At 67.4% G+C, this 13,940-nt stretch carries 15 protein-coding genes; 14 read left to right on the top strand and 1 reads right to left on the bottom strand.

The window, feature by feature from the left end:
* The first annotated feature begins 156 nt into the window (after positions 1–156).
* Positions 157–618 (top strand): acyl-CoA thioesterase, encoded by a 462-nt coding sequence (locus tag ADBZ5U_RS05965; RefSeq protein ID WP_526263371.1) that lies wholly within the window; start codon positions 157–159, stop codon positions 616–618.
* On the opposite strand, the gene ADBZ5U_RS05960 is transcribed toward ADBZ5U_RS05965, so the two are convergent.
* Positions 603–725 (bottom strand): hypothetical protein, encoded by a 123-nt coding sequence (locus tag ADBZ5U_RS05960; protein WP_509715510.1) that lies wholly within the window; start codon positions 723–725, stop codon positions 603–605. The two genes, ADBZ5U_RS05965 and ADBZ5U_RS05960, sit on opposite strands and share 16 nt — an antisense overlap.
* Positions 726–847: 122 nt before the next feature.
* On the opposite strand from ADBZ5U_RS05960, the gene ADBZ5U_RS05955 reads away from it, so the two are divergent.
* The 13 genes from ADBZ5U_RS05955 to ADBZ5U_RS05895 all read left to right on the top strand — a co-directional run bounded on the left by ADBZ5U_RS05955 (position 848) and on the right by ADBZ5U_RS05895 (position 13,918).
* On the top strand, positions 848–1,489 hold the full coding sequence (locus ADBZ5U_RS05955; protein ID WP_526263369.1) for a TetR/AcrR family transcriptional regulator: 642 nt from the start codon (positions 848–850) through the stop codon (positions 1,487–1,489).
* Positions 1,489–1,935 (top strand): SRPBCC family protein, encoded by a 447-nt coding sequence (locus ADBZ5U_RS05950; RefSeq protein ID WP_526263367.1) that lies wholly within the window; start codon positions 1,489–1,491, stop codon positions 1,933–1,935. The genes ADBZ5U_RS05955 and ADBZ5U_RS05950 overlap by 1 nt, the downstream gene beginning before the upstream one ends.
* A gap of 222 nt (positions 1,936–2,157) precedes the next feature.
* Positions 2,158–2,898 (top strand): MlaE family ABC transporter permease, encoded by a 741-nt coding sequence (locus ADBZ5U_RS05945; protein ID WP_526263377.1) that lies wholly within the window; start codon positions 2,158–2,160, stop codon positions 2,896–2,898.
* The gene (locus ADBZ5U_RS05940; RefSeq protein ID WP_526263365.1) at positions 2,899–3,774 is read left to right on the top strand and encodes an MlaE family ABC transporter permease; all 876 of its coding nucleotides are present in this window, start codon (positions 2,899–2,901) and stop codon (positions 3,772–3,774) included.
* Position 3,775: 1 nt separating this feature from the next.
* Positions 3,776–4,987, top strand: coding sequence for an MCE family protein (locus tag ADBZ5U_RS05935; protein WP_526263363.1), 1,212 nt, complete (start codon positions 3,776–3,778; stop codon positions 4,985–4,987).
* Positions 4,984–6,024 (top strand): virulence factor Mce family protein, encoded by a 1,041-nt coding sequence (locus ADBZ5U_RS05930; protein WP_526263361.1) that lies wholly within the window; start codon positions 4,984–4,986, stop codon positions 6,022–6,024. Before ADBZ5U_RS05935 ends, ADBZ5U_RS05930 begins: the two co-directional genes overlap by 4 nt.
* Positions 6,021–7,484 (top strand): MCE family protein, encoded by a 1,464-nt coding sequence (locus tag ADBZ5U_RS05925; protein WP_526263359.1) that lies wholly within the window; start codon positions 6,021–6,023, stop codon positions 7,482–7,484. Before ADBZ5U_RS05930 ends, ADBZ5U_RS05925 begins: the two co-directional genes overlap by 4 nt.
* Positions 7,485–7,487: 3 nt before the next feature.
* Positions 7,488–9,113, top strand: coding sequence for an MCE family protein (locus ADBZ5U_RS05920; protein WP_526263357.1), 1,626 nt, complete (start codon positions 7,488–7,490; stop codon positions 9,111–9,113).
* Positions 9,114–9,139: 26 nt separating this feature from the next.
* Entirely contained in the window at positions 9,140–10,267 is a 1,128-nt protein-coding gene (locus ADBZ5U_RS05915; protein ID WP_526263375.1) for an MCE family protein, read from the top strand.
* Positions 10,268–10,282: 15 nt separating this feature from the next.
* Positions 10,283–11,845: an MCE family protein gene (locus ADBZ5U_RS05910; protein WP_526263373.1), complete on the top strand. Its 1,563-nt coding sequence runs from the start codon at positions 10,283–10,285 to the stop codon at positions 11,843–11,845.
* Complete coding sequence (locus ADBZ5U_RS05905; protein WP_526263355.1) at positions 11,815–12,363, top strand: Rv1363c family protein; 549 nt, start codon at positions 11,815–11,817, stop codon at positions 12,361–12,363. Before ADBZ5U_RS05910 ends, ADBZ5U_RS05905 begins: the two co-directional genes overlap by 31 nt.
* Positions 12,360–13,373, top strand: a complete 1,014-nt coding sequence (locus ADBZ5U_RS05900) for an RDD family protein (RefSeq protein WP_526263353.1) — start codon at positions 12,360–12,362, stop codon at positions 13,371–13,373. The genes ADBZ5U_RS05905 and ADBZ5U_RS05900 overlap by 4 nt, the downstream gene beginning before the upstream one ends.
* Positions 13,370–13,918, top strand: a complete 549-nt coding sequence (locus ADBZ5U_RS05895) for an Rv1363c family protein (RefSeq protein WP_526263351.1) — start codon at positions 13,370–13,372, stop codon at positions 13,916–13,918. The genes ADBZ5U_RS05900 and ADBZ5U_RS05895 overlap by 4 nt, the downstream gene beginning before the upstream one ends.
* Positions 13,919–13,940: the final 22 nt, after the last annotated feature.

The raw sequence follows: 13,940 nt of genomic DNA, 5'->3' as shown, positions 1-13,940 counted from the left end.
AGTAGCCATCCGCTCATCGCGCTGCGCGGCCGACATTCGCGCCAGCACCGCCGCCTCGTCGAGGTTATCGAACATATTTTCGATGATAGACACGAGGTCTGACCGAATTGACTCGTCATGATTGCGCGTGCGCCCCTGAATTAGGCTGGCGGTCTTGTGACCACCACCACGGCACCGCGCCCCGGCCCGATGCGCCTGAAACTCGCCTCCTATCCGGTAAAGGGCGAGATCGCGGCCCGCTACGGCGATATGGACGCCAATGCGCACCTGAACAATCTCGCGCTGGAATCCCTGCATGAGAACGCCCGGGCGACGATGAACCGCGGCCTGTTCCCGAAGCTCTATCGCACGGACAGGCGACTACGGCTGGTCACCTCACAGAACGCCGTGCACTTCCTGGCCGAGGCGTACTGGCCGGCACTGATTCAGACCGGGGCGGGCGTGGGCCGGATCGGCCGGACGTCGTTCATCGCCTCGACCGGGTTGTTCCTCGACGACTCCTGCATCGGTGTGTGCGACACCGTTCTGGTGCTGCTGGGCGACGACGGCCCCGCACCGCTGCCCGACGATTTCCGGGCGGCGCTGGAAACGGTGCTGCTGGGTCAGACCGGCGGGTAGGCGGGCGTCCCGGTCCAGTCGGTGCCGCGCAGCGCCCATGGCAGCCAACTGAAGAAGTACTCGATCTCGTCGGTCGCGTCGTAATCGGGTTGCGGATCCGGATTCATGCTGGCCTCCTGTTCAACCGACCTCTCGACCGACCGAAGGCGAGTGTATCCCGACGTGGCGTGCGGCCGGGCCGATAGCGATCATTGCCTAGACTGTCCAACCAGTTGATAGGGAGGACCGCATGCCACCGGAGAACGGGACGACCCGGCGGGAGGAGTTGCTGGCCGTCGCGACCAAGCTGTTCGCGGCCCGCGGCTACCACGGCACCCGGATGGACGACGTCGCCGACGTCGTCGGTCTCAACAAGGCGACGGTCTACCACTACTACGCCAGCAAGTCGCTGATCCTGTTCGACATCTACCGGCGGGCGGCGGAGAACACCCTGGCCGCGGTGCACGACGACCCCTCCTGGACCGCCCGTGAGGCGCTCTACCAGTACACGGCGCGGTTGCTGACCAACATCGCGGACAACCCCGAGGGCGCTGCCGTCTACTGGCAGGAGCAGCCCTACATCACCGAGTGGTTCACCGACGAACAGGTGACCGAGGTGCGGGACAAGGAGATCCAGGTCTACGAGCACGTCACCGGCCTGATCGACCGGGGCATCGCCAGCGGCGAGTTCTTCGAATGCGACTCCCACGTGGTGGCGCTGGGCTACATCGGCATGACGATGGGCGCCTACCGGTGGCTGCGTCCGGACGGCCGGCGCACCGCCAAGGAGATCGCCGAGGAATTCTCCACCGCACTGTTGCGCGGGCTCATCCGGGACGATGCGATCCGCGTCCGGACCCCGCTCGGCGCGGCGAAGAGGGCGGCCGTCTGATGCCCCTGGTCAGCAAGACGGTCGAGGTCGGCGCCGATGCCGCGGTGATTCTGGCGATCGTGGCCGACTTCGAGGCCTATCCGCAGTGGAACGACGAGGTCAAGGCGGTGTACATCCTGGCCCGCTACGACGACGGCCGGCCCAGCCAATTGCGCATCGACACCGAGATCCAGGGACAGCAGGGCACCTACATCCAGGCCGTCTACTACCCGAGTCCGGCGCAGATCCAGACCGTCATGCAGCAGGGTGAGCTGTTCTCCAGACAGCACCAGCTGTTCTCGGTCGTCGACTTGGGTGCCGCCAGCCTGCTGACCGTCGACCTCGACGTTGAGACGTCCATTCCCGGGGTGCCGGCCCTGATGGTGAAGAAACTGGTCAACGACGCCCTCGAACACCTGGCGGGCAATCTCAAGACCCGCGCGGAGCAACTGGCCGCCGGTCCCTAGAGGCGTCGCCGCGCGATCTTCACGGGGCGATTTTTAGGCACGACCGTAAAACAACGAAATGTCAATAGCGCAGTTGCGCCATGAGGCGTCCTGCTCATCGGGTACATTTTGGGCGTCCGTACCCCGGCCGGTAGGGGCGACCCGGATCACATTCGCAAGGCGCAAGGAGGGGTCCGTGCAGTGACCGCTACCAGTCTCCTGCGAAAACGTTTCGACGGCCCGATGACGGCCATGGGCGGCTTCTTCAAGATGTGCGTCCTGACGGCGAAGGCGCTGGCCAGGCCTTTCCAGTGGAAAGAGTTCCTCAACTACAGCTGGTTCCTGATGACGGTGGCCCTGCTGCCCACCTTCGCCATGTCCATCCCGCTGACGGTGCTGATCATCTTCATCTTCAATCTGCTGCTGACCGAGTTCGGCGCCGCCGACGTCTCCGGCGCCGGCGCGGCGCTGGCGTCGGTGACCCAGCTCGGGCCGCTGGTGACCGTGCTTGTTGTCGCGGGCGCCGGCTCCACGGCCATCTGCGCCGACCTCGGAGCACGCACCATCCGCGAGGAGATCGACGCGCTGGAGGTCCTCGGCATCGATCCGATCCACCGGCTGGTGGTGCCCCGCGTGGCGGCCGCGACCTTCGTCTCCGTCCTGCTCAACGGCGCGGTGATCGTGATCGGCCTGGTCGGCAGTTTCATCTTCGGCGTCTACCTGCAGAACATCTCCGCAGGCTCCTACCTGCAGACCCTGACCCTTCTCACCGGCCTGCCGGAAGTGGTGATCGCGATCGCCAAGGCCGTCGCCTTCGGCTTGATCGCGGGTCTGGTCGGGTGCTACCGCGGACTGACGGTGGGTGGCGGCGCCAAGGGCGTGGGCATCGCGGTGAACGAGACGCTGGTGCTCTGCGTGGTCGCGCTGTTCGCGGTGAACGTCATCTTCACGACCATCGGTGTCCGGTTCGGGACGGGGCGGTAGATGGCGACGGCGACGCAGACCCCCAAGGCGGCGGTGCCGTCACGGTTCCCCAGGTTCCCGGACAAGCTGGCCAAGGCGCCCTCCAAGTTCCTGGACGGCACCGGCAAGGTGGCCTGGTTCGCCATCGAAGCCGTCAAGGAGATCGGCCACGCGGTCCGGTTCTACCCTAAGGAGATCATTCGGCTGATCGCCGAGGTCGGCATGGGGGCCGGCGCGATGGCGGTGGTCGGCGGCACCGTGGCGATCGTCGGCTTCGTCACCCTTTCCGCCGGGTCGCTCATCGCCATCCAGGGCTTCGCTTCGCTGGGCAACATCGGTGTCGAGGCCTTCACCGGCTTCCTGGCCGCCATGGTGAATGTCCGCCTGACCGCGCCCGTGGTCACCGGCGAGGCACTGGCGGCCACGGTCGGCGCCGGTGCGACGGCGGAGCTGGGCGCGATGCGCATATCGGAGGAGATCGACGCACTCGAGGTGATGGGCATCAAATCCATCTCCTACCTGGTCTCGACCCGACTCGTCGCGGCCTCGGTGGTCATCATCCCGCTGTATGCGATGTCGCTGATCATGGCCTTCCTGGCCGCCCAGCTGACCACCACGGTGCTCTACGGGCAGTCGGCCGGCACCTACGCCCACTACTTCCACACCTTCCTGCGACCCAACGACGTGTTCTGGTCGTTCGTCGAGGTCATCGTGATCTCGGTCATCGTGATGATCAACCACTGCTACTTCGGCTACAACGCCAGCGGCGGTCCGGTGGGCGTCGGCGAGGCGGTGGGCAAGTCGATGCGCGCGTCCCTGGTCGTCGTTCAGTTCGTCGTGCTGTTCGCTTCGTTGGCGCTTTACGGCACCGACCCGAACTTCAACTTGACGGTGTGACGTGACGGCACCCCTCAACGACGCCCGCACCCCGCCGATCCGGCTGGCCGGCACCATTCTGCTGCTGGTACTGGCGCTGGTCCTGACGCTGCTTCTGCTGCAGTTCCGCGGCGCGTTGACCCCGAAGACACAGTTGACCATGGTGGCCGCCCGAGCGGGTCTGGTGATGGATCCCAACGCCAAGGTGACCTACAACGGTGTCGAGATCGGCCGCGTCACCAAAATCGAGGCCACCCAGATCGACGGCAGGGAGGCGGCGAAGTTCGCCCTCGAGGTCAAGCCGAAGTTCATCCCGCTGATCCCGTCGAACGTCGACGCCGACATCCAGGCCACGACGATCTTCGGAAACAAGTTCGTCTCGCTGTCGAGCCCGAAGAACCCGAACACCGAACGCATCAGCGCCTCCGACGTGATCGACGCGCGCAGCACCACCGTCGAGTTCAACACCTTGTTCGAGACCGTGACCGGACTCGCGGAGAAGATCGACCCGGTCAAGCTCAACCTGACCCTGTCGGCGACGGCGGAGGCGTTGACCGGGCTGGGCACCAAGTTCGGCCAGTCGATCGTCAGGGCCAACGTGGCTCTGGACAACCTCAACCCGAGGCTGCCCCGTCTGCAGTACGGCATGCAGCAGCTCGCCGGCCTGGCCGACGTCTACACCGGGGCCGGACCGGACTTCTGGAACGCGGTCGACAACGCGCTGACCACCGTCCGCACCCTCAACGATCAGCGCGGCGATCTCGACGCGGCCCTGCTGGCGGCGGCCGGCTTCGGCAACAACGGCGCCGACGTTTTCGAGCGCGGCGCGCCGTACCTGGTGCGGGCGATGTCGGACCTGATCCCGACATCGCACTTGCTGAACACCTACAGCCCGCAGCTTTTCTGCATGATCCGCAACTACGCGGAGGTGCTCCCGGCGGCCCTGGACGGTTTCGGCGGCAACGGCTACTCGCTGGCCGACCACGCCAAGCTGATCGGCGCGCCGAACCCCTACATCTATCCGGACAACCTGCCCCGGGTGAACGCACGCGGCGGTCCGGGCGGCGCCCCGGGTTGCTGGCAGAAGGTGACCCGGGATTTCTGGCCGGCACCCACCCTGGTGGTCGACACCGGTGCCTCGATCGCGCCGTACAACCACTTCGAGTTGGGGCAGCCGATCCTCAACGAGTACGTCTGGGGCCGTCAGGTCGGGGAGAACACGATCAACCCATGAGTATCCGCGGAACGTTGATCAAGCTCGGGATCGTCTCGACGATCCTGGCGCTGTGCACCGCGCTGCTCGTGGTCGTCTTCGGCCAGCTGCGCTTCCAGCGGTTCAACGTCTACTCCGCCGAGTTCAGCAACGGCAGCGGGCTGAAGCCGGGACAGTTCGTCCGGGCCGGCGGGGTCGAGGTCGGCAAGGTCAAGTCCGTCGAACTCGCCGAGAACGGCCAGCGCGTCACGGTGCAGATGAATGTCGACAAGTCGCTGCCGCTGTACCAGTCCAGCACCGCGCAGATCCGCTACGCCAACCTGATCGGCGAGCGCTACGTCAACCTCGACCGGGGCACCGGCGACGGCGCGGACAAGGTTCTGCCGCCGGGCGGTTTGATCCCCCTGGCGCGGACCCAACCGGCTCTGGACCTCGACGCCCTGATCGGCGGCTTCAAGCCGCTGTTCAAGGCCCTCGACCCGGAGAAGGTCAACAACATCGCCACGTCCCTGGTCACCGTCTTCCAGGGCCAGGACGGGACGGTGGCCAACATCCTGAGCCAGACCGCTCAGCTGACCTCGACACTCGCCGACCGCGACCGCGCCATCGGTGAGGTCATCACCAACCTGAACACGGTTCTGAGCACGGTCAACCGGCACCAGAAGGAATTCGATTCCACGGTGAGCAACCTCGAGGTCCTGATCACCGGGCTGAAGAACCGGGCCGACCCGATTGCCGACGCGATCGCCGACATCAGCACCGCCTCGGGAACGCTGGCCGGCCTGCTCAGCGACGACCGGCCGCTGCTGCAGCAGACCATCGGCAAGCTGGAGACCCTCCAGCAGCCGTTCGCCGACCAACCGGAGAAGCTGGAGAAGCTCCTCAACGAGTACCCGCCGGCGATCAACCTGATCGGCCGGGCCGGCGGCGTCTACGGCGACTTCTTCAACTTCTACCTCTGCGACCTCACCCTCACGCTCAACGGTCTCCAGCCCGGCGGCCCGGTCCGCAAGGTCCGGATCACCAAGCAGCCGACGGGGAGGTGCACGCCGCAATGAGGACCCTCCAAGGCAGCAACCGGGTCAGGGTAGGTCTGCTCGGCCTGCTCATCCTGGTCATGGTCGTGGCCGTCGGGCAGAGTTTCGCCAGCATCCCGATGCTGTTCGCCAAGCCGATGTACTACGCGCACTTCGCCGACGCGGCGGGCTCGGCCCCCGGCGACAAGGTCCGGATCAGCGGCTACGACGTCGGTCAGGTCAAGTCGCTGGAGATCGACGGCGACCGGGTCAAGGTCGGGTTCACCCTCGGCAGCCACCGCATCGGCACCGACAGCCGGCTGTCCATCCGCACCGACACCATCCTGGGCAAGCGGGTGATGGAGATCGACCCGCGCGGCAACAAGGCGCTGCCGGTCAACGGGTTGCTGCCGATCGAGCAGAGCACCACGCCCTATCAGCTCTACGACGCCTTCTCGGAACTGACCACCAACACCAGCCAGTGGGATCTGGACGCCGTCAAGCGGTCGCTGAACGTTCTGTCCGAGACCCTCGACGCGAGCAAGCCCGAACTCAAAGCCGCCCTCGACGGTGTCACCCGGTTCTCCGACACCATCGGCAAACGTGATGTGGCCTTCAAAGAGCTTCTGGCACAAGCGAACAAGACAGCCGGCGTCCTGGGTAACCGCAGCGAGCAGATCAACCGGCTGCTGGTGAACGCCCAGGTGCTGCTCAGCGCGATCAACCGGCGCAGCGCCGAGGTGGACGTGTTGCTGGCCAATGTCTCGGCGGTCTCGCAGCAGTTCGCCGGGTTCGTCGACGACAACCCCAACCTCAACAACGTGCTGACGCAGCTTCAGACCATCAGCGACATCCTGGCCAATCACAAAGAGGACCTGGCCTACTCGATCACCACCGCGTCGAAGTTCATGGGCTCGCTCACCGAGGCGATCGGCTCGGGCCCGTACTTCAAGACCCTGCTGGTGAACATCCTCCCGTACCAGATCATCCAGCCGTGGGTGGATGCGGCGTTCAAGAAGCGCGGCATCGATCCCGAGGAGTTCTGGCGCAACGCGGGCCTGCCAGCCTACCAGTTCCCGGACCCCAACGGAACGACCCAGGCCAACGGCGCCCCGCCGGCGGCGCCGCCGGTTCGCGAGGGCACCCCGGACCATCCGGGACCGGCGGTCCCGCCCGGTTCGCCGTGCTCGTACACCCCGCCGGTCGGGGGCCTTCCGACGCCGGGCAACCCGTTGCCCTGCGCCGCGGCGACCCAGGGTCCGTTCGGCCCGGTGCCCGGTGGCTACGGACCGCCGGACGTGGCTATTTCCCAGTTCAACCCGGCTGCAGAGGCACCGAACCACGGCGTTCCCGCCGCCGCGGTGCCGGGCCAGCCGGGTCCGCTGGTGCCGGGCGCGCCCGGGCCGGCGCTGGCGCCCGGTCCGCCGGGCGCCCGTACCGTTCCGGTGCCGGGCCCGGGTAGCGCCGCGCCGATCGCGCCGTTCGACTCGGGAGGGCAGTAGGCGATGTCCGTTCGCAACGCAGGACTGTCCAGGCTCTCCCGCGCCGGGGCGGTCATCGCCACGCTGGTGCTGGTGCTGGCGCTGATCGCCGCCTTCGTCGGCTACCGGATGTACAAGAAGGCCACCACCACCACCGTCACCGCCGAGTTCGACAACGCGTTGGCCGTCTACCCAGGTGACCGGGTGCAGATCATGGGCGTCAAGGTGGGCAGGATCGACGACATCGAGCCCACCGCCAACGGCGACCGGATGAAGGTGACCCTGAGCTACCCCAACCGGTACAAGGTTCCCGCCGATGCCGTCGCATCGGTCCTGAACCCGACCGTCGTGGCCTCCCGCGTCCTGCAGCTGGACCCGCCCTACACCGGTGGAGCGGCGCTGGCCAGCGGTGACAACATCCCCGTGGAGCGCACCCGGGTGCCCGTCGAGTGGGACGACATCCGCAGCCAGCTCGACAAGCTCGTCACCGAACTCGGGCCGACCCCCGGCCAGCCCAAGGGCCCGCTGGGCGATCTGGTCGACTCCTTCGCCGACAACGTCAACGGCAAGGGCAAGCAGATCAACGAGACCTTCCGTTCGCTGTCGGACGCGGTGGCCACCCTCAACGAGGGCCGCGGCGACCTGTTCGCCACGACGAAGGCGCTCGCGGTGTTCGTCAACGCCCTGCATCAGAGCGACCAGGAGTTCGTGGCGCTCAACACCAACCTGGCGACGTTCACCGGCGCGCTGACCAACTCCGATCAGGAGCTGTCCCGGGCGCTGGTGGAGATCGACAACCTGCTCAAGACCGCGCGCAAGTTCGTCGACGACAACGGATCGCTGCTGTCTCGGGACATCAACAACCTGGCCGACGTGACCAACGCCCTGATGCAGCCCGACGCCCGCAACGGTCTGGAGACCGTGCTGCACGTGTATCCGACGCTGGCGGCGAACGTGAACCAGATCTACCACCCGACGCACGGTTCGATCGTCGCGATCCCCGCGGTGGCCAACTGGGCCAACCCCATGCAGTTCCTGTGCAGCGCGATCCAGGCCGGAAGCCGGTTGGGCTACCAGGACTCCGCCGAGCTGTGCGCGCAGTACCTGGCCCCGATCCTGGACGCCACCAAGTTCAACTTCCCGCCGTTCGGGGTGAACCAGTTCGCCAGCGCGTCGACGCTGCCGAAGTACGTCGCGTACTCCGAGGAGCGGCTGCGGCCACCGCCGGGTTACAAGGACACCACCGTCCCCGGGGTGTGGTCCCGTGACACCCTGTTCTCGCACGGCAACCACGAACCCGGCTGGATCGTCGCGCCGGGCATGCAGGGTCTGCAGGTGCAGCCGTTCACGGCCAACATGCTCACCCCGGACTCGCTGGCCGCGTTGATGGGCGGACCGGACCCGACCGGTTACCCGGCGGCCGGCCCGCGCGGCGGCGCCCCGTCGAACTCCTACGACCAGCTGAACCCGCTCCCGCCGCCGTGGTACCCCCCGGCGCCGCCGCCCCCGGCGCCCGGCCCCGACGTGGTTCCCGGACCGTTGCCGGTCTCGCAGCAGATCGGCCCGCCCGCGCCCGGGACGGTAGCGCCGGCCGCCGCGCCGATGCCGGCGCCACCCGCCCTGTCTGCCGAAACGGGGGCCGGCCAGTGACCGCGAAAGTGACCCGTGCGCGTCGGATGGGGATGCGCGGCCTCGCCCTCGGGGTCACCGCGATGGTCCTGACCTCATGCGGCTGGAAGGGCATCGCCAACGTCCCGCTGAACCTGGGGCCGGGCAGCCAGAAGGGCTCGCAGACGGTCTACGTCCAGATCCCGGACACACTGGCGCTAAACGTCAACAGCCGGGTCCGGGTGGCCGACGTGTTCGTCGGCACCGTCCGCAAGATCGAACTCAAGGACTGGGTTCCCACGCTCACGCTCAACATCGAGCCCGGTCTGAACCTGCCCGCCAACGCCACCGCCAAGATCGGCCAGAGCAGCATCCTGGGCAGCCAGCATGTGGAGCTGGCGGCGCCCGCCAACCCGTCGTCGCAGCTGCTGCAGACCGGTGACACGATCCCGCTGGACCGTTCCACGGCGTTCCCCACCATCGAGCGAACGCTGGCCAGCCTGGCCACCGTGCTCCGCGGCGGCGGCATTCCGAACCTGGAGATCATCCAGAACGAGGTCAACAACCTGCTGACCGGAAACGCCGATCAGATCCGCGCGTTCCTGACCAAGTTGGACACCTTCACCGGCGAACTCAACAAGCAACGCGAGGACATCGCGCGGGCCATCGAGTCGACCAACAACCTGTTCGCCTACGTGGCCAGCCGTAACGACACCCTCGACCAGTTGCTGGTGGATCTGCCGCCGCTGGCCGAGTATCTGGCCGGGTCGCGGGACCGGATCGCCGACGCCATAGTCGCGGTGGGCCGGTTCTCCAAGGTGACCGACGAGACGCTGACGGCGGCCAACGCCGACCTGAGGACCAACCTGGAGGTTCTGCAGCGTCCGCTGGCCCAGTTGGGCCGCAGCGCGCCGTACTTCCTGGATGCGATGCGGCTGATCGTCACCAACCCGTACCCGCTGGACAACATCCCGAAGGTCATCCGCGGCGACTACATCAACCTGTCGCTCAACCTCGACGCGACGCTGAGCTCCCTGGACAACGGTCTTCTGACCGGCACGGGTGTGTCCGGCATGCTGCGGGCGCTGGAGCAGTCGTGGGGCCGCGACCCGAGCACGATGATCCCGGACGTTCGGTTCACGCCGCATCCGAACATGACCGATGGCGGCGGGCCGTTCATCGAGCGTGGCGAGTAAGGACGTGGTCTGATGGTGCTCACCCGGTTCATCAAGACCCAGCTGTTCATTTTCACGCTGCTGACGGTGCTGGCGATCATCGCCCTGTCGGTGTTCTACCTGCGCCTGCCGTCCGTGGTCGGGATCGGCCAGTACGGGCTCAAGGTGGACCTGCCGGCCGCCGGTGGCCTGTACAAGACGGCGAACGTGACCTACCGCGGTGTGAGCGTCGGCCGGGTCACCGACGTGGTGCCCACCGAGACCGGCGCGCAGGCCACCATCAGTCTGGACAAGAAGTTCAAGATCCCGGTGGACGCGACGGCCAACGTGCGGTCGGTGACCGCGGTCGGTGAGCAGTACATCGACCTGGTCTCGACCGGCAATACGGGGGAGTACTTCGAGAACGGCCAGACGATCACCAAGAGCACCATCCCGGTGCCGATCGGACCCGCGCTCGACCGGGCCAACGCGGCCCTGGCGTCGATTCCGGCGGGCAAGATCCCCAACCTGCTCGACGAGACGGCTCAGGCTGTCGGCGGGCTCGGGCCGACCCTGCAGAAACTTGTGGACAACACGCAGTCGTTCGTCACCGAGTTGACCAACAACATCGGCGACATCAACGACATCGTCGACAACGCGCCGCCGATCCTCGCCAGCCAGGTTCAGTCCTCGGCGTCGATCTATCAGTGGGCCGCGAACCTGAATTCGCTGACCGCCCAGGCCAAGGAGCAGGACGCCGCCCTGCGCAGCGGACTTTCCGAGGCGGCCCCGGCCGCCGAGCAGTTCAACACGCTGTTCGTCGAGGTCGGGGACGCGCTTCCGGAGACGCTGGCCAATCTCGAGATCATCATCGAGATGCTCAAGCGCTACAACAAGGGCTTGGAACAGGCCCTGGTGCTGCTGCCGCAGGCGCCGATCGCCGGGCAGGCGGTCGCCGCGCCGTTCCCCGGCGAGGCCTCGCTGGACCTGGCCCTGTCGATCAACCAGCCGCCGCCCTGCCTCACCGGCTTCCTGCCGGCCGCCGAATGGCGCTCGCCGGCCGACACCAGCGTCAAGCCGGTCGAGGACGGGCTGTACTGCAAGGTGCCGCAGGAGACCCCGTCGAACACCGTCCGCGGCGCGCGCAACATCCCCTGCGTCGACGTCCCGGGCAAGCGGGCGGCGACCCCGCTGGAGTGCCGCAGCGACGAGCCCTACGTCCCGCTCGGCACCAACCCCTGGTACGGCGACCCGGCCCAGATCGTGAACTGCCCGGCCCCCGGTGCGGCCTGCGACCAGCCGGTCAACCCCGGAACGGTGATCCGGGCCCCGTCGATCAACAACGGGATGAACCCGCTTCCGGCCGACCTGCTGCCGCCGCCTACCAAGCCGACCAGCGATGCCCCGTCCAAGCCGGGTCAGGGTACGGTGCAGTGCAACGGTCAACAGCCGAACCCGTGCAACTACACACCCGGGCCGTCACCGGCGACGAACGCCTCGGCGACCTACAGTGCGGCCAGCGGTGAGATAGTCGGGCCGGACGGCACGGCTTACACCGTCAAGAACTCGACGACTACAGGAGACGACGGATGGAAGGAGATGCTGGCCCCGGTCAGCTGACCCCAACGCCGCCACTCGAAACCCGGCTGTCCGGCCGGCGGCTCTCCTCCGTGATCGCCGCGATCGCGCTGGGGGCGTTGCTGCTGGGCGCGGCCGGTGTGCTGGCGCTGATCGGTCACCGCCGAAGCGTCGCGGCCGTCAACGACGAGGCGATGGCGGTGGCCGCGGCGAAGGACTGCATCACCGCGACCCAGGCGCCCGATGTCAAGGCGATGAACGAGAGTCAACGCAGGATCGTCGAGTGCTCATCGGAAAACTATGCGGCACAGGCGAATCTGTACAGCGGACTGTTGCTCGACGCGTATCAGACGGTCAACGCCCAGGTGAAGGTCACCGATATGCGGGCGGCAGCGGAGAAGCACAATCCGGACGGCTCGATCGACGTGTTGGTCGCCACCCGGGTCAAGATGTCCAACAGCCAGCAGATCGATCAGGAACTCGGCTACCGGCTGCGGGTGAAGATGGTGCCCTCCGGCGGCACCTACAAGATCGACAACATCGAACCGGTGAGCAAGTGACCGTCGCGCTGGACGGCGACCTCGACGGTTTGGACGGTTCGGAAGGCGGGCGGCCTCGGCTGTTCGACCCCCGGCTTGCCGAGTGGTGGTCGCGTGCCGGCGCCTTCGGCATCGACGTTATCGCCGGCCTGGCGGCGGCGGCCGCCCTGCTGCTGGTCGGATGGTCGGCGACGGAACGGGGCTGGCTGTGGTGGCTGTGTCTGGTGGTGGCGGCCGTTCTGGTCCTTGCGGTGGCCGTCAACAGATGGCTGTTGCCGTCGGTGGCCGGGTGGACGCCGGGCCGCGCGGTGTTCGGTGTCGCCGTGGTGGGCCGGCACGGCGCGAGCCCCACGCCGATCCGGCTGTTCCTGCGCGATCTGGCGCACCTGCTCGACACGCTGCCGCTCCTCCTGGGCTGGCTCTGGCCGCTGATCGACCGCCGCGGCCGCACCTTCGCCGACATCCTGCTGGGCACCGAGGTCCACAACGCCGACGGTCCGCGGCCGGATTGGACCCGGTTGGCCGCGCGTGTGCTGGCGGGCGCGGCGGCGGTGTCGGTTCTCGCCGCGGCGCTGGGTTACGTCCTGATCTTCCGTCAGCAACGCGACGCGGACCGGTCGCGGGAGCAGATCGCCGTCGCGGGTCCCAGGATCGTGGTCGACATGCTCAGCTACACCGCCGAGAACGTGGCGGAGGACTTCACCGAGGCGCAGTCGTTGGTCACCGACGGCTACCGGCCCGAATTGATCAAGCAGCAGGACGCCGTGCGCAAGGCCCCCGTCGACAACGACTACTGGGTGAGCAACAGCGCCGTGCTGTCCTCGACGGCCCGCGCCGCCACGATGCTGATGCTGTTGCAGGGACAGCGCGGGTCGGCGCCAGATCAGCGGTTCGTCACCGCGTCGGTGCGGGCGGAATTCGAGCGGGTCGGCGCAGACTGGAAGCTGTCGAATCTGACGGTGCTGGCGCCGCCGAGACCTGCGCCGAAACCTGCTGAGCCGCAACCGAAGCCGCAAGGGGGCGGCCGATGAGCCCGCGCCGCAGGATGGACTCGCCTCCCGGCGAGTGGCTGCGCCCGCCTGCGGCCCGGGCCCGGCGGAAAGGACTTCGCCTGGTCGCCGCCGTCGCCGCCACGTTGATCCTCGCGGCCCTGGTGACCAGTGCGGTGGTGTTCGCCGGGAACCAGGCGGCCCGCCGGGTGCGGATCGACGAGGCGGCGGTGCAGGACTCCGTGCGGACGTTCATCACCCAGTACACGTCGCCGGATCCGTTCAATGCCAACGACTACGTCGCGAAGGTCCTCGCACTGGGCACCGGCAACTTCGCCAAGCTGTATTCGGACCGGACCAACGAGGTGGTCATCCAGGTGGCGCAGTCCGAACCGGGGTTCGGCTCAGTCCAGGACATCGGCATCGAACGGTGGAATCCCGACGGCAGCGCAACCGTCATCGCGGTGGCGAACATGACCACCAAGATGCCCGACGGAACGAAGATCGACAGCGGTAGCCGCTGGCAGGTGACGGCGGTCAAGGAAGGGGACCAGTGGAAGGTCAGCGACCTGATCCAGGTGCTGTGAGCGACGGGGACGAAGCCGGCGT

The sequence above is a fragment of the Mycobacterium sp. genome (genome assembly GCF_040398885.1).
Taxonomy (GTDB): domain Bacteria; phylum Actinomycetota; class Actinomycetes; order Mycobacteriales; family Mycobacteriaceae; genus Mycobacterium.
This window is presented reverse-complemented; position numbering and strand designations above follow the sequence as displayed.

Bases quoted from the DNA above. Each gene is read 5' to 3' on its own strand.
- ADBZ5U_RS05960 (WP_509715510.1), bottom strand. From the start codon at position 725: ATGAATCCGGATCCGCAACCCGATTACGACGCGACCGACGAGATCGAG.
- ADBZ5U_RS05955 (WP_526263369.1), top strand. From the start codon at position 848: ATGCCACCGGAGAACGGGACGACCCGGCGGGAGGAGTTGCTGGCCGTC.
- ADBZ5U_RS05950 (WP_526263367.1), top strand. From the start codon at position 1,489: ATGCCCCTGGTCAGCAAGACGGTCGAGGTCGGCGCCGATGCCGCGGTG.
- ADBZ5U_RS05945 (WP_526263377.1), top strand. From the start codon at position 2,158: ATGACGGCCATGGGCGGCTTCTTCAAGATGTGCGTCCTGACGGCGAAG.
- ADBZ5U_RS05940 (WP_526263365.1), top strand. From the start codon at position 2,899: ATGGCGACGGCGACGCAGACCCCCAAGGCGGCGGTGCCGTCACGGTTC.
- ADBZ5U_RS05930 (WP_526263361.1), top strand. From the start codon at position 4,984: ATGAGTATCCGCGGAACGTTGATCAAGCTCGGGATCGTCTCGACGATC.
- ADBZ5U_RS05925 (WP_526263359.1), top strand. From the start codon at position 6,021: ATGAGGACCCTCCAAGGCAGCAACCGGGTCAGGGTAGGTCTGCTCGGC.
- ADBZ5U_RS05920 (WP_526263357.1), top strand. From the start codon at position 7,488: ATGTCCGTTCGCAACGCAGGACTGTCCAGGCTCTCCCGCGCCGGGGCG.
- ADBZ5U_RS05915 (WP_526263375.1), top strand. From the start codon at position 9,140: ATGGGGATGCGCGGCCTCGCCCTCGGGGTCACCGCGATGGTCCTGACC.
- ADBZ5U_RS05905 (WP_526263355.1), top strand. From the start codon at position 11,815: ATGGAAGGAGATGCTGGCCCCGGTCAGCTGACCCCAACGCCGCCACTC.
- ADBZ5U_RS05895 (WP_526263351.1), top strand. From the start codon at position 13,370: ATGAGCCCGCGCCGCAGGATGGACTCGCCTCCCGGCGAGTGGCTGCGC.